Genomic DNA, 16487 nt, shown 5'->3' with positions numbered 1-16487 from the left:
CGACCGCGAGGAGAACCATGGACACCCACCTCACCCAGCCGACCACCGACGGCTCCAGGTCGCAGCGCGGCGTCAGACGCGCCGAGCCGGAGTCGTCGCACGGGCAGACCGACCCGATCGACACCCTTCCACCGACCTTCCGGTGGGGGGTGGCGACCTCGTCGTACCAGATCGAGGGCGCGGTGGCCGAGGACGGCCGCACGCCGTCCATCTGGGACACCTTCTGCCGCGTCCCCGGGGCGGTGGCCAACGGCGAGAACGGTGACGTGGCCTGCGACCACTACCACCGGATGCCGGAGGACGTGGCGCTCATCGCCGACCTGGGCCTGGACACGTACCGCTTCTCGGTGGCCTGGCCCCGGGTGCAGCCGGGCGGGCGCGGGCCGGCCAACCCGGCCGGCCTGGCGTTCTACGACCGGCTCGTGGACGAGCTGCTCGGGCGGGGCGTCGACCCGTGGGTGACGCTCTACCACTGGGACCTGCCGCAGGAGCTGGAGGACGCGGGCGGCTGGCCGTACCGGGACACCGCCCACCGGTTCGCCGACTACGCCGAGCTGGTCTTCGCCACGCTCGGCGACCGGGTGAAGACCTGGACGACGCTGAACGAGCCGTGGTGCTCGGCGATGCTCGGGTACGCGTACGGCGAGCACGCCCCCGGCCGGCGGAACCTGGGCGACGGGATCGCCGCCGCCCACCACCTGCTGCTCGGTCACGGGCTGGCGGCGCAGCGGCTGCGCGCGGCAGCGGCGAACCCGATCGAGCTGGGCCTCACGGTCAACCTGTCCACCGCCGACCCGGCCACCGACAGCGTGGCCGACCGGGACGCCGCCCGGGCCGCCGACGGGCTGGGCAACCGGCTCTACCTGGACCCGGTGTTCCACGGCCGCTACCCCGAGGACGTGGTGGCCGACCTGGCCGCCGAAGGCGTCGAGATCCCGGTGCGGGACGGCGACCTGGCGGTCATCGCCACCCCGATCGACGTGCTCGGCGTCAACTACTACTTCGGCCAGCTCTTCTCCGGGGTGGACGAGCGGGGTCGGGAGCGGGACGACCAGGGCCGGCCGGTGCGCCGGGTGATCCGGCGGAACCTGCCGCGTACCGCGATGGACTGGGAGATCGTGCCGGACTCCTTCACCGACCTGCTGGTCCGGTTGAGCCGGGACTACCCGGGCGTGCCGCTGGTGATCACCGAGAACGGGGCGGCGTTCGACGACCGGCCGGACTCCGACGGCTTCGTGGCCGACGACGACCGGGTCGCCTACCTGGCCGAGCACCTGCGGGCGGTGGCCCGGGCCCGGCAGGCGGGCGCCGACGTGCGCGGCTACTTCGCCTGGTCGCTGCTGGACAACTTCGAGTGGGCGTACGGCTACGACAAGCGGTTCGGCATCGTCCGGGTGGACTACGACACCCAGCGGCGTACGCCGAAGCGCAGCGCGCACTGGTACCGGGACACCGTCCAGCGGGTACGCGGGCAGCGCTGACCCGGCCGTACGGGACGGCCGCGCGGTCGCGGCCGGGGACGCGGGCAGATGCCGCATCCCGCCCTGAGCCGGCGCGGGCCGGCGGCGTTCGCGTCGTCGCCGGCCCGACTCAGCGGGCCCGCGCCCGGGTCCGGGGCGCCGGCTGTGCCGGGGTCGCCCGGACGCCCGGGCCGCGCGGCACGCCGCCGTCGCGCAGCAGCCGGGCCATCGGGAGGGTGGCCGCGCCCATCGCGACCGCGTCCGGTCCGAGCCGGCACAGCTCGATCGAGGTCTGGGCGTACGGCTGGCGCAGCGCGTGCCGGGCGGTGGCCTCCCGGATCTGCGGCAGGTATCGCTCGCCCAGAGCCAGCCCGGCCCAGCCGCCGAGCACCACCCGTTCCGGGTTGAAGAGGTTGACCAGGTTCGCCACGCCGGCGCCGAGGTAGCCGACCGTGTCGTCGAGCACCCTCGCGGCCGTCCGGCTGGTGGCGCGCAGCAGCTCGCCGAAGGCGGTCTCCTCGTCGCCGCCAGCCGCCGGGCGGCCCCGGTTGGCCTGCCGGAACCGGTCGAGGATCCCCTCCGCCCCGACGTACGCCTCCAGGCAGCCGAGGTTGCCGCAGCGGCAGCGGCGGCCGCCGTACACGATCGTGGTGTGGCCCCACTCGCCGGCGCTGCTGTGCGCGCCGCGGTAGCCCACGCCGTCGGCGACCACGCAGGCCCCGACGCCGGAGCCGACCAGGGCGATGACGGCGTGCCGGACGCCCCGACCGGCGCCGAACCACATCTCGGCCTGGCCGAGGGTCTTCGCGCCGTTGTCGAGGTGGACGGGAATCTCGGTGCCGGCCCGCAGCATCGCCCCGAGCGGCACGCCGTCCCAGCCGAGGGTCTGTGCGTGCACGACGGCGTCGGCGGTCCGCTCGACCGTCCCGGACACCGCGACGCCGAAGCCGAGCACCGCCGCGGGGTCGACGCCGGCCTGCTCGACCACCGCGTCGAGACCGTGCAGCAGGTGGGTGGCCACGTCGCGCGGGTCGGGGCCGGTGGCGGCGATCGGGTACTCGGCCTTGGCGAGGGCGGTCATCCCCAGGTCGAAGAGCTCGACCTGGACCCGGGTCTCGCCGACGTCGGCCCCGACCAGGTAGCCGTAGCCGGGGGCGACGCGCAGCAGCACCCGGGGACGGCCGCCGTCGGACTCGACCGAGCCGGCCTCCTCGACGAGCCCCTCACCGATCATCTCGCCGACCAGGTTGCTCACGCTGGCCAGGCTCAGCGCGGTGGTCTGGCCGAGCTCGTGACGGCTGAGCGGCCCGTCCAGCCAGATCCGGGTGAGCAGCACCGATCGATTGGCACGGCGCATGTCGCGCACGGTGGTGCGTCTGGCGTCCACGTCCGCCGCCGTCCTCTCCCAGGGCGCCGCCGGGCGGCGGGCCCGTTCACCTCATGAAACAAGCCCTGACAGCCTACTGCGCATTTACATTTAACAAACTTAACTGATAGCCTGCGGCGCATTGATGAGGAGGTATATGTCATGCGACTTCGACGTGGACTGACCGCCCTGCTCGGGGGTGTCGCACTGCTCGCCGTCACCGCCGCCCTGCCCGCCGCCGTCGGCCTCGCCGCCACCGACGCCCACACCGCGCTCGTGGCGTGCAGCGCCCCGGCCTGGGCCGAGGGCGTCACCTGGACCGCGGGCAGCAAGGCCACCTACGCCGGCCGCCTCTACCAGGCGCTACAGACCCACACCCCGCCCGTCGGCGCGGGCTGGGCCCCGCCCGCCACCCCGTCGCTCTGGACCGACCTCGGCGCCTGCGACGGGGCCCCGTCCCCCACTCCGACCCGGTCGTCCTCCCCCACGCCCACCACGTCCCCCACCGCGACGCCGTCGCCCACCCCCACCACGTCGAGCCCCCCGCCCGGCGGGGACACCTGCCCGCTGAAGTCGCGGCCGGCCGGCAAGGTGCTCCAGGGCTACTGGGAGAGCTGGGACGGCGCGGCCAACGGCGTGCACCCCGGGCTCGGCTGGATCCCGATCACCGACTCCCGTATCCGGACGCACGGCTACAACGTGGTCACCGCCGCCTTCCCGGTGATCCTCTCCGACGGCACCGTGCTCTGGCAGAACGGCATGGACGCCGGCGTCCAGGTGCCCACCCCCGCCGAGGTGTGCCAGGCCAAGGCCGCCGGCCTGACCGTCCTGCTGTCCATCGGCGGCGCCACCGCCGGCATCGACCTCAGCTCGGCCGCGGTCGCCGACCGGTTCGTCGCCACCGTGGTGCCGATCCTCAAGCGATACAACTTCGACGGCATCGACATCGACATCGAAACCGGCCTCACCGGCAGCGGCAACATCAACCAGCTCTCCACCTCGCAGGCCAACCTGGTCCGCATCATCGACGGAGTACTCGCCCAGATGCCCGCCGGGTTCGGACTCACCATGGCCCCGGAGACCGCGTACGTCACCGGCGGCAGCGTCACCTACGGGTCCATCTGGGGCGCGTACCTGCCGATTATCAAGCGGTACGTCGACAACGGCCGGCTCTGGTGGCTGAACATGCAGTACTACAACGGCTCCATGTACGGCTGCTCCGGCGACTCGTACCCGGCCGGCACCGTGCAGGGCTTCGTCACGCAGACCAACTGCCTCAACACGGGCCTGGTGGTGCAGGGCGTCACCATCCGCGTCCCGTACGACAGGCAGGTCCCCGGCCTGCCCGCGCAGACCGGCGCCGGCGGCGGATACCTGGCACCGTCCCTGGTGGCGCAGGCGTGGAACACCTACCAGGGTGGCCTGAAGGGCCTGATGACCTGGTCGATCAACTGGGACGGGTCGAAGGGCTGGACCTTCGGTGACAATGTGCGGTCCCTCCAGGGCCGCTGACCTTCGCGACCGGGGCCGGCGCGGACGCGCGGGCCCCGGTGGCCGCAGCAGGACGGGCCGGGCCATTCGGGCAGGTCAGCGGCACCGCGCGTACCTGATCACGGCGACGCCGGACTCGGTCGCGGTGCGGGTGTTGGCGGAGTGGCAGCACGACGCAGCGCCCGTGCAGTCGCATCCCGGGGATGTGGGGTGGTGCTGGCGGTTCGGTGCGGAACGGACCGTGGCGGCCAGGGCCGGGCCGCTACGGGCGGGCCCGCCGGACCGCCGCAGCGGCCCGGCGTCGCCGCGGCCAGCTCAGCCCTGCTTCTGCTGGCACGGTACGCAGAAGCGGGCGTGCGGCAGAATCTCGAGCCGCTCGGCCGGGATCGGCGCCTCGCAGCGCGCGCAGGTGCCGTAGCTACCCTCGGCCATCCGGTTCAGGGCGTCGCCGATCTGCGCCAGGCTCTGCCGGGTCGCGGCGATCAGCGCGGAACGGGTGTGCGCCTCGCCGGGGTCGCCGGTGTCCGCCGTGAGTTCGGTCAGCCGGGCGGTCTGCGCCTCGAACTCGGTGGTCAGGGTGGCTCGCAGCCGCGTGATCCGCTCCTGGTCGGCGGTGTCGCGAAGGTCGGTGCTCATGTCGGATCCCTTCCGGAAAAAGAAAAAGGCCGAAGCCGATTGGCTTCGCCCTGGTGGCCGTACTCGCGGGGTGGAGATTCCCGGAGGGCCACGGCCGGTGGGGATCGGGCTCGGCAGGCCGTGAATGGGCGCGACCGCATGCCGCGGGCAGGGCACGACAGCAGGCGCCACCGAGGTGACGCTGAGCGGCTGCCGGACCGGGTACATCTGTTCACCATAGGCCGACCGCGCCGGGACGCCAACCACAATGCCGCTTCCGGTGGGACCACCGGCCAACGCGGCGGCCCGGTCTGGGGTGCCGGGCTCGCCGTCCGCTGCGCCCACCGGTCGACGGTTGCGTCACGGCTGTTCCGGGAACAGCTCACCAAACCAGCGGTGGCCCACCGCGAACACGTCCCGCACGGTCAGCCCGGCGGTGCGGGCGGTGTCGTGCACCGCAACCGTGTCCAGCCGCGCCCAACGGAAGGCGTCGCTGCGGCGCACGTGGCCCGCCGGGGAGCGGGAGGTCAGCCGGACGTGCCCGCGCCACAGCCCCGGCCCGGGCGGTTCCAGCTCGACGAGGATGGTGCCGTCGGCGCGGATCAGCTCCCGGCACCGCCGGAGCAGGGCGTACGGGTCACCGCCGATGCCGATGTTGCCGTCGACGAGCAGGACGTGCGCCCAGCGCCCCTCGCCGGGCAGGGCGGCGAAGACGTCCCGGTGGACGGCGACCGCCCCACGCGCCCGGGTGAGCCGCACCGCGTACGGGGAGATGTCGACGCCGACCGCGGTGCGCCCGGCACGAGCCAGCGCGAGCGTGAGCCGGCCCGGGCCGCAGCCGACGTCCAGGGCTGGTCCGGCGCACCGGGCGACGACGGCGGCGGTCGCCGGCTCGGGCGGACCGTGCCAGCGCCGTACCGGCAGCCGGCGACGCCGGCCGTCGGCCTGCGTGAGCCAGTACACGCCCGGCTGCGGGTGCATGGCCGGGGCGAAGACGTCCTCGATCTCGTCGAGGTCCGGCCGGCGGTCCGGTCGCCCGCCCGCACCGACCGCGTCGACGGTCATCGCCGGCCGCCCGGGACCGGGGTGGGACGAAGCCGCGCGACCTGGCGGGCGAAGCGGCTCGCCGGCGCCTCGGCGGCGACCGCGAGCGCGTCGGGCCACTCGTCGACGTCGCGCAGCACCGGCAGGGGAAGGGTGCGCAGGCCCCGCTCCGCGAGGGCCGCCCAGGTACGCCGGCCGGTCCGCGCCGTCGACATCGGCACCGCCCGCAACGCGGCGGCCTGCCGGGGGTCGCGCAGCCCCAGCGCCCACCACCCGCCGTCCACCGCCGGGCCGAGCACGGCGTCGGCCAGTTCGAGACGCCGTACCGCCGCGAGCAGCCGCCCCGTGGTCAGCTGCGGGGTGTCCATGCCGATCTGGAGCACCGGCCGTCCCGGCCAGGCCGCCGCCACGTCGGCGTGGGCGTTGGCGAGCCGGTCGCCCAGGTCACCGCCGCGCTGCGCCAGCACCGACCAGCCAGCGAGGGCGGCCGTCAGGTCAGCGCCGTCCTCGGCGTCGGCGACGCGCCCGCGTACGGCCAGCACGGGGGTCACCCCGGGCAGGGCGCGTACGGCGTCGAGGGTGTCGCGTAGCGCCGCGGCGGCGATCCGGGCCGCCTGGTCGGGGCTGGCCGGTGGGCAGAGCCGGGTCTTCACGGCCCCCGGCACGGGCGCCTTGGCCACCACCAGCAGCACGGTCACCGGGGCCGGCCCACGGTGCGCAGGACCCCGGCGAAGTCGCGGGTGGCGCGCAACGTGCCGCGTACCGAGCCGGAGACCTTGGACCGGGTGCCGGCGGCGCGCGGGGCGTAGCTGACGTCCAGCTCCCGGATCCGCCAGCCGGCCGCGGCGGCACGGATCAGCAGTTCGAGGGGATAACCGAAGGCCCGGTCGGCGACGCCGAGGTCGAGCAGGGCCTCGCGGCGGGCCACCCGGATCGGGCTGAGGTCGCGCAACGGCACGCCCCGCTGGCGCAGCAGCGCCGCGACGAGAGCGGTGCCGGCGCGGGCGTGCCACGGCCAGACCCCGGCGGAAACGGGTCGCCGCCGGCCCACCGCCAGGTCGGCGACGCCCCGGGCGACCGGGTCGACCAGGGCGGGCAGTTCCGCCGGATCGAAGGAGCCGTCGGCGTCGAGGACGCAGACCAGCTCCGCGTCGGCGGCCAGCAGCCCGGCGTGCACGGCCGCGCCGTAGCCCCGCCGGGGCTCGTGCACCACCCGAGCCCCGTGCCGCGCGGCGACCTGCGCCGAGCCGTCCCGGGAGCCGTTGTCCACCACGATCGGCCGGTAGCCAGGCGGCAGCGTGGTGAGGACACCGGGCAGGGCGGCGGCCTCGTCGAGGCACGGCAGAACCACGTCAATGGTTGTGGGCACAGCACCGACGCTAGGCCGCCACCCGGGCGCCGGCCGGCAGATCGAACCTTACGGATCGGCTCCGGCGGATCGTTCCCACCGGACGGTGACAATCCAGCCGTTCACCTGCCGACGGGCCCGGGAGGTCGTACCGTCCGGTCGGCATGGGAACGACCACGAGCTGGCCCGCCGCGCCCGGGCGGACGCCGACCCGCCGGCAGCGGGGCGACCTGACCGTGCTGGGCGTCGAGGTCGCGCTGGTGGCCGTCGCCGCGGCGGTCGGGGCGATCCTCAACGCGCGCGGGGTCGGTCTGCACGCGGACGCCGCCCCGCTGTACGCCACCTGGCGTCCGCACGCCGGCTGGGGAACGCCGGCCGCGGTGCTGGTGGCGGTCGTGGTGGTCGGCTCCGGGGTGCGGTGGGCGCGGGTCGCCCGCTGGGGTCCGCTGCTCGGCGCGGCCTGGCTGGCGTCGACGGCGTGGACGCTGTCGCTGTCGCTGGTGGACGGCTGGTCGGCGGGGTTCACCGAGCGGCTCACCGTGCAGGCGGAGTACCTGCACGAGGTGCCCGGGATCCGGGACGTGCCCGCCGCGCTGGCCGGGTTCGCCGGGCGCATCCTGGACTTCCAGCCGGACTCGTGGTCGACCCACACCGCCGGCCACCCGCCCGGCGCGCTGCTGGTGTTCGTCGGGCTGGACCGGATCGGGCTCGGCGGGGGCACCGCCGCCGCGCTGGTCTGCGTACTGGTGGGCACGAGCGTCACGGTCTCGGTGCCGGTGGCGATACGGGCGCTCGGTGCCGAGTCCACCGCCCGCGCGGTCCTGCCGTTCCTGGTGCTGCTGCCCGGAGCGGTGTGGGTGGGGGCGTCGGCGGACGGGCTGTTCGCCGGCGTGGTCGCGGCCGGCCTGGCGCTGCTGGCGGTACGCGGCCGGCTGGCCCCCGCCGCCGGTGGGTTGGCGTTGGGCTTCGCGCTGTATCTGTCGTACGGCTTCGTGCTGGTCGGCCTGCTGGCGCTGGTGGTGCTGGCACTGCGCCGGGCGGGCCGGGTCGTCGCGCTGCTGTCCGGGGTGGCCGGGGTCACCGTGGTCGTGGCCGCCTTCACGTCGGCCGGGTTCTGGTGGTGGGACGGCTACCAGCGGGTGGTGGAGCGGTACCACCAGGGCTGGGCGACCGACCGCCCGTACGGCTACTGGGTGTGGGCGAACCTGGCGGCCCTGGTGCTGTCCGCCGGCCCGGCGTGCGGGCCGGCGCTGGTCCGGGCGGTGCGGGCCGGGGTGACGGCGATCCGCCCCGCGTCGCGCGGCCCCGACGCCCGGCTCGTCGGGTCGGCGGTCGCCGCCGGGCCTGCCGCGTTGCTGCCGGTCGCGGCGGCGGTGGTGGTGCTCGCGGCGGACCTGTCCGGGTTGAGCAAGGCGGAGGTGGAGCGGATCTGGCTGCCGTTCGCGGTGTGGCTGCTGGTCGCCGCCGCCCAGCTGCCGCCGGCGACCCGCCGCTGGTGGCTGGCCGGGCAGGCGGCGACCGCCCTCGCGGTAAACCACCTGCTGTTCACGGTCTCCTGACCGGACGCCGGCCGGCGGCGCGGGCGGTCAGGCGGGCAGCGCCGCCGGTTCGCGCAGCGGGTCGGTGGCGAAGGCGGCGATCCCGTCGGCGAACCCGATCCGGGCGGTGTAGCCGAGCAGTTCGGTCGCCCGGCGCGGGTCGGCGACGACGTGCCGCACGTCGGCGGCGCGGGCGCCGCCGACGATCAGCGGCGCCGGGCCGGCCATCGCGGCGGCCAGGGCGGCGGCCAGGTCACCGACGGTCCGCGGTTCGCCGGAGCAGACGTTCACCGGCACCAGGGGCTCCGGCGACGGTGCGGCCAGGGCCAGCAGATTGGCGCGCGCCACGTCGGTGACGTGGACGAAGTCGCGCCGTTGCCGGCCGTCCTCGAGGACCCTGGGCGGCCGGCCCGCCGCGAGTTCGGACCGGAAGATCGACGCCACCCCGGCGTACGGGGTGTCGCGGGGCATGCGGGGCCCGTAGACGTTGTGGTAGCGCAGCGCCCACACCTCGCCACCGGTCTGCCGCGCCCAGGCTCCGGCCAGGTGTTCCTGGGCGAGTTTGCTGGCCGCGTACGTGCTGCGCGGCTCCAGCGGGGCATCCTCGCGCACCAGGACAGGGGTGAGCGTGCCGGCGCACTCGGGGCAGGTCGGGTCGTAGCGGCCGGCGGCCAGGTCGGCGGGGCGCCGCGGAGCGGGTCGGACGACCCGGTGCCGGGCGCACTCGTAGCGCCCCTCGCCGTAGACCACCATGGAGCTGGCCAGCACCAGCCGGCGCACCCCGGCCCGGTGCATGGCGGCCAGCAGCACCGCGGTGCCGTAGTCGTTGTGGCTGGCGTACCCGGGGGCGTCCGACGGGTCGATCCCGTGCCCGACCATGGCGGCCTGGTGGCACACCGCGTCGACCCCGGGCAGCAGCCGGTCGAGCAGGCCGGGATCACGCACGTCACCGACCACCGGGGCGTGCCGCCGGGACCACTCCGGCAGCTCACCACCGTGTGCCTGGGGCAGCAGCGCGTCCAGCGCCACCACCTCGTGCCCCTCGACGGCGAGCAGGTCGGCGACCTGCGACCCGATGAAACCGGCCGCGCCGGTGACCAGTATCCGCATGCGGGTCAGGGTAGGTCGGCGGACGGGCCCGGCGGGCCGGGTCGACGAAGCCGTAAGGACCTCGCAACACGTGCGCGGGGCTTCCGTAATCCCGGCAATCCAGGCCCGCCCGGCGGCGCCGCCCGTAACCTGCCGGAGAGGGACCGGGCGTCCCGCCGTCGCGGCCGTGAGGAGAACCGGTGAACGCGCAGAGCACTCCCCCGGCCGGGGATTCGCCGGCCGGGCCGAGGCGTGCCCCGCGCGGCCGTCCAGGCTACGGTTTCCCCCGGCGGTGGTGGGCGGTCCTGGCCGAGCATCCGCCGCCCGGCGCCGCGACGGCGAACCGGCGATGGCGCAGCCCGCTGCGCGGCCCGTGGCTCACCTCGGTGTTCGCGGTGGTCCTGCTCGTCGGCCTGCCGCTGGTGTTCCTCACCGGACTGCTGGACTACGTCGCCTACGCCCCGCGGTTCGGTCAGGCGTACCCGCGCGACGTCGGGTGGCTGCGACTGCCGCCGTTCGACTGGCCGACCCGCCCTTCCTGGCTGTTCCGTCTCACCCAGGGCGTGCACGTGGGGCTCGGGATCACGCTGGTCCCGGTCGTGCTGGCCAAACTCTGGTCGGTGCTGCCGAAGCTGTTCGACTGGCCGCCGGCCCGCTCGGTGGCGCAGGTGCTGGAACGGCTGTCCCTGCTCCTGCTGGTCGGCGGGATCCTGTTCGAGATCGCCACCGGCCTGCTCGACATCCAGTACGCGTACCTGTTCGGCTTCGACTTCTACACCGCCCACTACTTCGGCGCCTGGGTGTTCGTCGCCGCGCTGGTCGCGCACGTGGCGCTCAGGTCGCGGCGGATGCTCACCGCGCTGCGATCCCGTCCGCTGCGTCGGGAGCTGGCCACCGGCCGCGCGGCGACCCGGCCCGAGCCGCCCGACCCGGACGGGTTGGTGGCCGCCCGACCTCGGCCGGCCACGACGAGCCGGCGCGGCGCGCTCGCGCTGGTCGGCGGCCTGTCGCTGCTGCTCGCCGCGCTCACCGTGGGGCAGCACCTCGACGGGCCCTGGCGACGTACCGCGCTGCTGCTGCCCCGGGGCCGGCAGCCGGGCGGCGGCCCGACCGGGTTCCCGGTCAACCGGACCGCGGCCGCCGCCGGCGTCCAGGCCGCGGACACCGGGCCGGGCTGGCGGCTCACCCTGCGGGCGAACGGGCGCGCCGTCACCGTGGACCGCGCCGGCCTGCTGGCCATGGCCCAGCACACCGTCACGCTGCCGATCGCCTGCGTGGAGGGGTGGTCAACCGTGCAGACCTGGTCCGGCGTACGGCTGCGGGACCTCGCCGCGCACGTCAGGGCGGGCCGGATCGGCGCGGCGCACGTCCGTTCGCTGGAGAAGGCGGGACTGTTCCGGCAGGCGACCCTCCAGGCCAACCAGGTCCACGACGCGGACGCCCTGCTCGCGCTGCGGGTCAACGGAGTCGATCTCACCCTCGACCACGGTTACCCGGCGCGGGTCATCGTCCCGGCCCTGCCCGGGGTGCACTGCACGAAGTGGGTCACGGAGATCGAGTTCCGGGGGCGTACGGGTGGCTGACCTCGCGGCCCGGTTCCGGTCGGCGTACGGGGCGCCGCTCGGGCACCTGCTGCTGCTCGTCGGGGCCTTCGCCGTCACCGGGTGGGTGGCGTTGCGGCTCGCCGCGGAGCCGGCCGCCGGCCGGATGCTGATCTGGTTCGTCGGCGCGGCGATCGCCCACGACCTCGTGCTGTTCCCGGTCTACGGGCTGGCCGACGCGGTGCTGCGGCACGCGCCGGGCACCCGCGTCGTGCCGTCGGTGGGCCCGTCGCCGCTGAACCACGTCCGCGTGCCGGCCCTGGCCTCGGGGCTGCTGTTCCTCGTCTTTCTGCCCGGCATCCTCCGACTGGACGCGCCGGCCTATCTGGCCGCGTCCGGGCAGGACCAGCGGCCGTTCCTCGTCCGCTGGCTGCTCGCCACGGCCGCCCTGTTCCTGGCCAGCGCCGTGGGCTACGCGCTGAGGCGGTGGGCCCGGCGCCGGTGACCCGACCGCCGCCGCCCCGACGTTCAGGCCGGGACACCGACGGCCCGGATACGAGCCGGTCGATGACATTCCGTTCATGAACGGACCGCGTGGGCGAGATGCCGGCCAGAATCACGTCCGTGGGCAGGTGGTCGCGCAGAGTCGTAGCCGTGCTGGGTGCCGTCATCGCCGTGGTGGCTGGTCAGGCGGCGCCGGTCGCCGGACACGGCGGCGGGCAACCGATTCCCGACGCGGCCTACTACCGGACCGACCTGACCGCCGTCACACCGCAACCGCCTGGCGTGGAGGTACGCGTCGACCCGGGCGGTGAGTGGATCGAGATCACCAACGCCGGGCCGGCCGAGGTGATCGTGCTCGGCTACAGCCGGGAGCCGTACCTGCGGATCACCGCGACGACGGTGCAGGAGAACGAGCTGTCGCAGACCACGTACCTCAACCGCAGCCTGTTCGCCGACAGCCTGCCGGCCGGGCAGGATCCGACCGCGCTCGCGCCGGCGTGGCGGACCGTCGGCGCCAAGGGCACCAGCCGCTGGCACGACCATCGCATCCACTGGATGGGGCAGGCGCGGCCGCCGGCGGTCGAATCGGACCCGCGGCACCCGCATCCGGTCGGCGACTGGACGGTCCACGCGACGGCCGGTGGGCAGCCCTTCACCATCACCGGCCGGCTGCGCTGGCTGGGCAAGCCCGACGCCGACGGTGATCGCGTCCCGCAGTGGCTACTCCTGTCCCTGGAGGCGGTGGGCATCGTCACGCTGCTCGGCGTCGGCCTGCTGACCCGGCGTCGTCGTCGGGACCCGGACCCGCGGGTCACGTCCGGCACGGTCGCCGCACCGGTCACGAACGGCACCCCGGTACGCCCCGGCTGATCCGGCGCGGCGGCCCACGCGTAACTGCGCAGGACCCCGCCCGACGATCCGAGCGGTGACGGTCCCGGTACGCCGCCGGGCCGCCTCGACGGCGGCCCGGCGGCGGGCGTGGGCGTCGTTCGGGTGGCGACGCGCCCGGGAATCCGTCACATCACCTGCCGGAGCACCCCCAGGGAGGCGAGGACCGGCTCCTGTGCCGTCAGTGCCCGGGCGAGCTCCGGTTCGCGGCCGGTGAGGCTGTCCAACACCTCGTCGGCCGCCCCGTGCCCCTGCGGGTCGCCGTCGACGCCCGCCGCGACGAACACGTCGTCCTCGGCGACGCCGATCTCGTACCGCGACTCGGTGGCGCCCCGCAGTGCGAGCGTGGCCGCCGGCGGATTGCCGACGAGCACGCCGACACCCCCGGCGATCAGCAGACCGTACATGGTGACCAGGGGAAAGTCCTCGGCGCGCGACTCCGGCTCCAACCCGAGCGCCAGCGCCACGTCCCGTTCGTGGATCCAGGCGTCCCAGAGCATGTGCAGGGACAGGGTCGACCAGTGCAGTTGACGCCCGCTCGGCGCGGGCATCAGCGGGCCCTCCGGCCCGACGGCCCGGGCCTGGAACAGCTCCCGTTCCCGCGCCACCAGGTCCGTGAGGGTCTGGACGGTCTCCTCCGGGCTCTGCGCGGGCGAGTCCGCCAGCCACAGCGCCGGGGTGGTGGCCGGATGGAAGGGGCCGTGGCGCAGGAACCGCCCGACGTCCGGACTGCCGCTGAGCAGCGCGACGTGCAGCTCGGCCACGTTGACCACGTGCCGGACCACGTCGTGCACCGACCAGGCGGTGCAGCGGGTCTTCGCCGACCAGCCCGCCGGATCGAGTTGCGTGACGAGGCGGAGGAAGTTCGACCGCTGGCGCTGGATCGTCGCGCCGATCGTCGCCGGGCCGGCGGTCAGACCACGCTTCTCGGTGAGGACAAGATCAGACAATGGGTCACCCCTAGGGAGAGCACGACAGGAGGTGCGGCGCGGAAAGTCCTCAAAGGATACTGACTCGGCACGAGCAGCACCATCGTGATCACTCGGGGTAACAGAGAAGCGGACGACCCACCCGCGCCGCGTGTCCTTCCCGGACGGCGGCCGTTGTACGAGGTGTGCAGGCGAAACCCTCCGCCGTCGCGACGAACCCCCGGGCCTCCCGCTGGCCGGGCGAGTGGGCGCGGCGCGAGGACGACCGGCGGCAGCGGGCGTACGACGCGCGGCTGCGGACCTGGCGCCGGCACGAGGAGCATCTCGTCCGGCTACGGATCGAGGCCACCGCGTTCGTCGGGTGCGCGCAGCCACGGGCCGGGCTGCCGGCCGAACTCGACCACGACGAGGTCGTCTACCGCGTACTGCCGGCCGCGGAGCTGATCGAGGCCGAGGCGCGGCACCTCACCGGGCTGCCCGCGCCGGGGCTGACCGTCGCGGCGGACACCGTGGACGAGCCCGGGCGCGTACTGCCGGCGGGCCTGCGGGTCGTCGACGCCGGCATGGCGGTCGTCACCGACCGTCGCGTCGCCTTCGCCGGACGCCACGGCCGACGCGAGTGGACGTACCGGGGCATGCTGGGTCCGGGGCACCACCCCGAGGTCCCGATCACCCTGCTGCACACCGCGGACGGCCGCCGGCCGGCCGGATTGCGGATCCCGGCCGCCGCCGCCGTGAACGCCCGCTTCTATCTCACCCTCGCCTTCGCCACCGCCGCCGGGTCACGCGCCGCCGTCGTCGCGCAGGTCGACGCGTTGTTGGCGGCTCACCGCGACGCCCGACCGGCTCCGCCGGCGCCGGCGGAGCCGCACCACGCTCCGTTCCCCGTGCCGCGCCCCGAGCGGATGGCGGCGGCCGCCGCCGTCGTCGTCGCGGTGGCGCTCGCGGCGCTGGCCACCGGCACCCTCCGCGCCGAGCCGGCGGAGCTGCCGTACGGGGCGGAGGCGGGCGCGGGCGGGATCGCCGCAACCGCGGACGTGGGCTGGACCATCGGCGACCCGGTCCCGAGCCCGCCCGCGGTGCCCGGGCCGGGGGGCAGCCCGACCCGCCGCCCGCCGGTGACCACTCCCGTGGCCCGGACGACGGGCGGTGCCGCCACCGGGGGCGAGCCGGTCACCGGGCCCGTGACGCGTCGGAGCGCCGCCACGGCAACGCGCGCCACGGGCACGGGCACGGGCACGGGCACGGGCACGGCTCCGGCTCCGGCTCCGGCTCCGACCACCCGACCCGAGCCGGCCGCGACGCTCACCCCGACCACGGGCCCCGCTCCGACCACCGCCCCGGCCCCGACCGCGGCACCCGCCCCGACGCCGTCGACCGGCTTCCCGGTGCGCGACGACTGCCCGGGCCTGCTCCACCTGCCGCTGGTGAACCTGCTGCTGTGCCCGGCGGCCGACCGGTGAGCACGCGGGCGGCTGCCCGGCTCGTGAGCCGCTGACCTCCACGGGGCGGCGCCGGGAGCGGCCCGGTCGGCGCCGCCGCCCGGGCCGGCGCCGATCAGGACCGCGGGGTGAGCAGGTAGTCGTCGGTGTCCGGGCTCCACCGCAGGTCCACCACACCGCTGGTGGCCGCCGCCTTGCAGAACTGGAGGAAACTGCGGTAGCCGAGCTTCTTCTCGCTGAAGTCGGGGCGCGCCCGGCGGAGCTGGTCCTTCAGCCCGGAGAGCGCGACCGCGCCGCCGCCGGCCAGATCCGCGACCACGGAGCGAAGCAGCGCGAAGGCGGCCTCCGGGTCACCGCGTTCCGGCAGCGACACCTCCGGGTCGCCCTTGGCGGGCCCCTCGGCCAGCTCGACCACGTCGTGTTCGGCGAGGTAGCGCAGGAGTTCACCGAAGGTACGGAAGCCGTAGTCGGACTCGCTGAACGTCGGATCCTTGCGCAGCAGGGTCCGCTTCAGCCCGGAGGCGGTCACCGCACCGCTGGTGCCGCCCTGGAGGCCGGCCACCGTCTGCGCCACGAGGACGGCGAGCGTGTCGACGTCCCGGGCGGACTCCTCCGCCACCGGCTGGGGCTCGGGCTCCGGCGGCTGGGGGGCCTCGGGGGCGGACACCCGACCCGGACGGCCCCGCCGACCGGCGGTGGCGGGTATCTCGACCCCCTCCAGCCGGTCGTAGTAGAGGAACTCGTCGCAGGCGGGCGGGAGCAGGGCCGAGGTGGAGTTCTCCACACCGACCCCGATCACCCGCTTGTTGAGTTCGCGGAGCTTGTAGACCAGCGGGGTGAAGTCGCTGTCGCCGGTGCAGATCACGAACGTGGAGAGGTAGTCGCGTTCGAAGGCCAGCTCCACGGCGTCCACGGCCATCTTGATGTCGGCGGCGTTCTTCCGGGTGGCGCCCATCCGCTGGGGGATCTCGATGAGTTCGACGTGCGACCGGGTGAGCATCCGCCGGTCCTCGTCGAAGTACGACCAGTCGGCGTACGCGCGGCGCACCACCACCCGGCCCCGCTCGGCGAGGGCGTCGGCGATCGGGCGGAAGTCGAAGGGCCGGCCGCCGTGATGGTCACGTACGCCCAGCGCCAGGTTCTCGTAGTCGAGGAACAGCGCGATCCGGTCTTCGGCATCCACGCCGGTCAGCCTACGCCCGGCGGGCTGCCCGTCCACCCGCGCCGCGACC

15 protein-coding genes are annotated in these 16487 nt (G+C 75.3%); 7 read left to right on the top strand and 8 right to left on the bottom strand.

From position 1 onward, the window contains the following. The first annotated feature begins 17 nt into the window (after positions 1 to 17). Positions 18 to 1481 (top strand): GH1 family beta-glucosidase, encoded by a 1464-nt coding sequence (locus tag GA0070604_RS15425; protein WP_244161916.1) that lies wholly within the window; start codon positions 18 to 20, stop codon positions 1479 to 1481. Between the two features lie 109 nt (positions 1482 to 1590). Here the strand turns inward: GA0070604_RS15425 and GA0070604_RS15420 are convergent, their stop codons facing one another. Then, a complete protein-coding gene (locus GA0070604_RS15420) occupies positions 1591 to 2817 on the bottom strand; it encodes an ROK family protein (protein ID WP_244161915.1) in 1227 nt (408 codons plus the stop codon). A gap of 171 nt (positions 2818 to 2988) precedes the next feature. Here GA0070604_RS15420 and GA0070604_RS15415 point away from each other — a divergent pair, with 171 nt between their 5' ends. Further along, on the top strand, positions 2989 to 4338 hold the full coding sequence (locus GA0070604_RS15415) for a glycosyl hydrolase family 18 protein (protein ID WP_091118573.1): 1350 nt from the start codon (positions 2989 to 2991) through the stop codon (positions 4336 to 4338). A gap of 294 nt (positions 4339 to 4632) precedes the next feature. Here GA0070604_RS15415 and GA0070604_RS15405 read toward each other — a convergent pair whose 3' ends face one another. From GA0070604_RS15405 to GA0070604_RS15390, 4 genes are all read right to left on the bottom strand, one after another. Next, positions 4633 to 4953, bottom strand: coding sequence for a TraR/DksA family transcriptional regulator (locus GA0070604_RS15405; protein WP_091118571.1), 321 nt, complete (start codon positions 4951 to 4953; stop codon positions 4633 to 4635). 339 nt (positions 4954 to 5292) lie between these two features. Further along, positions 5293 to 5997, bottom strand: a complete 705-nt coding sequence (locus GA0070604_RS15400; protein ID WP_377593022.1) for a class I SAM-dependent methyltransferase — start codon at positions 5995 to 5997, stop codon at positions 5293 to 5295. After that, positions 5994 to 6674, bottom strand: coding sequence for a TIGR04282 family arsenosugar biosynthesis glycosyltransferase (locus tag GA0070604_RS15395; protein WP_091118570.1), 681 nt, complete (start codon positions 6672 to 6674; stop codon positions 5994 to 5996). Before GA0070604_RS15395 ends, GA0070604_RS15400 begins: the two co-directional genes overlap by 4 nt. Beyond that, the gene (locus GA0070604_RS15390; RefSeq protein WP_091118569.1) at positions 6671 to 7345 is read right to left on the bottom strand and encodes a glycosyltransferase family 2 protein; all 675 of its coding nucleotides are present in this window, start codon (positions 7343 to 7345) and stop codon (positions 6671 to 6673) included. The genes GA0070604_RS15395 and GA0070604_RS15390 overlap by 4 nt, the downstream gene beginning before the upstream one ends. A 143-nt stretch (positions 7346 to 7488) precedes the next feature. Between GA0070604_RS15390 and GA0070604_RS15385 the strand changes: the two genes are divergently transcribed. After that, the gene (locus GA0070604_RS15385; protein ID WP_091118568.1) at positions 7489 to 8883 is read left to right on the top strand and encodes a hypothetical protein; all 1395 of its coding nucleotides are present in this window, start codon (positions 7489 to 7491) and stop codon (positions 8881 to 8883) included. 27 nt (positions 8884 to 8910) lie between these two features. Here the strand turns inward: GA0070604_RS15385 and GA0070604_RS15380 are convergent, their stop codons facing one another. Continuing rightward, on the bottom strand, positions 8911 to 9972 hold the full coding sequence (locus GA0070604_RS15380) for an NAD-dependent epimerase/dehydratase family protein (protein ID WP_091118567.1): 1062 nt from the start codon (positions 9970 to 9972) through the stop codon (positions 8911 to 8913). Positions 9973 to 10151: 179 nt separating this feature from the next. Between GA0070604_RS15380 and GA0070604_RS15375 the strand changes: the two genes are divergently transcribed. The 3 genes from GA0070604_RS15375 to GA0070604_RS15365 all read left to right on the top strand — a co-directional run bounded on the left by GA0070604_RS15375 (position 10152) and on the right by GA0070604_RS15365 (position 12866). Then, positions 10152 to 11534, top strand: coding sequence for a molybdopterin-dependent oxidoreductase (locus GA0070604_RS15375; protein WP_167363482.1), 1383 nt, complete (start codon positions 10152 to 10154; stop codon positions 11532 to 11534). Then, positions 11527 to 11997: a hypothetical protein gene (locus GA0070604_RS15370; protein ID WP_091118566.1), complete on the top strand. Its 471-nt coding sequence runs from the start codon at positions 11527 to 11529 to the stop codon at positions 11995 to 11997. Before GA0070604_RS15375 ends, GA0070604_RS15370 begins: the two co-directional genes overlap by 8 nt. Before the next feature lie 149 nt (positions 11998 to 12146). Next, a complete protein-coding gene (locus GA0070604_RS15365; protein WP_091118565.1) occupies positions 12147 to 12866 on the top strand; it encodes a hypothetical protein in 720 nt (239 codons plus the stop codon). A 146-nt stretch (positions 12867 to 13012) separates the two neighbouring features. On the opposite strand, the gene GA0070604_RS15360 is transcribed toward GA0070604_RS15365, so the two are convergent. Further along, positions 13013 to 13834, bottom strand: a complete 822-nt coding sequence (locus GA0070604_RS15360; protein ID WP_167363481.1) for a maleylpyruvate isomerase family mycothiol-dependent enzyme — start codon at positions 13832 to 13834, stop codon at positions 13013 to 13015. Between the two features lie 164 nt (positions 13835 to 13998). Here GA0070604_RS15360 and GA0070604_RS15350 point away from each other — a divergent pair, with 164 nt between their 5' ends. Continuing rightward, positions 13999 to 15276 carry a hypothetical protein gene (locus GA0070604_RS15350; protein ID WP_167363480.1) on the top strand — a complete coding sequence of 426 codons (1278 nt, stop codon included), beginning with the start codon at positions 13999 to 14001 and terminating at the stop codon, positions 15274 to 15276. Positions 15277 to 15370: 94 nt separating this feature from the next. Here the strand turns inward: GA0070604_RS15350 and GA0070604_RS15345 are convergent, their stop codons facing one another. Further along, complete coding sequence (locus GA0070604_RS15345) at positions 15371 to 16438, bottom strand: PIN domain-containing protein (protein WP_091127150.1); 1068 nt, start codon at positions 16436 to 16438, stop codon at positions 15371 to 15373. Between the last annotated feature and the right edge of the window lie 49 nt (positions 16439 to 16487).

Origin of the sequence: Micromonospora eburnea (assembly GCF_900090225.1) — a bacterium.
In the GTDB taxonomy this organism is placed as follows: domain Bacteria; phylum Actinomycetota; class Actinomycetes; order Mycobacteriales; family Micromonosporaceae; genus Micromonospora; species Micromonospora eburnea.
This window is presented reverse-complemented; position numbering and strand designations above follow the sequence as displayed.

What these genes read in the sequence shown, in the direction of transcription:
- GA0070604_RS15385 (WP_091118568.1), top strand. Translation starts at nt 7,489, where the DNA reads ATGGGAACGACCACGAGCTGGCCCGCCGCGCCCGGGCGGACGCCGACC.
- GA0070604_RS15380 (WP_091118567.1), bottom strand. Translation starts at nt 9,972, where the DNA reads ATGCGGATACTGGTCACCGGCGCGGCCGGTTTCATCGGGTCGCAGGTC.
- GA0070604_RS15405 (WP_091118571.1), bottom strand. Translation starts at nt 4,953, where the DNA reads ATGAGCACCGACCTTCGCGACACCGCCGACCAGGAGCGGATCACGCGG.
- GA0070604_RS15415 (WP_091118573.1), top strand. Translation starts at nt 2,989, where the DNA reads ATGCGACTTCGACGTGGACTGACCGCCCTGCTCGGGGGTGTCGCACTG.
- GA0070604_RS15420 (WP_244161915.1), bottom strand. Translation starts at nt 2,817, where the DNA reads ATGCGCCGTGCCAATCGATCGGTGCTGCTCACCCGGATCTGGCTGGAC.
- GA0070604_RS15400 (WP_377593022.1), bottom strand. Translation starts at nt 5,997, where the DNA reads ATGACCGTCGACGCGGTCGGTGCGGGCGGGCGACCGGACCGCCGGCCG.
- GA0070604_RS15425 (WP_244161916.1), top strand. Translation starts at nt 18, where the DNA reads ATGGACACCCACCTCACCCAGCCGACCACCGACGGCTCCAGGTCGCAG.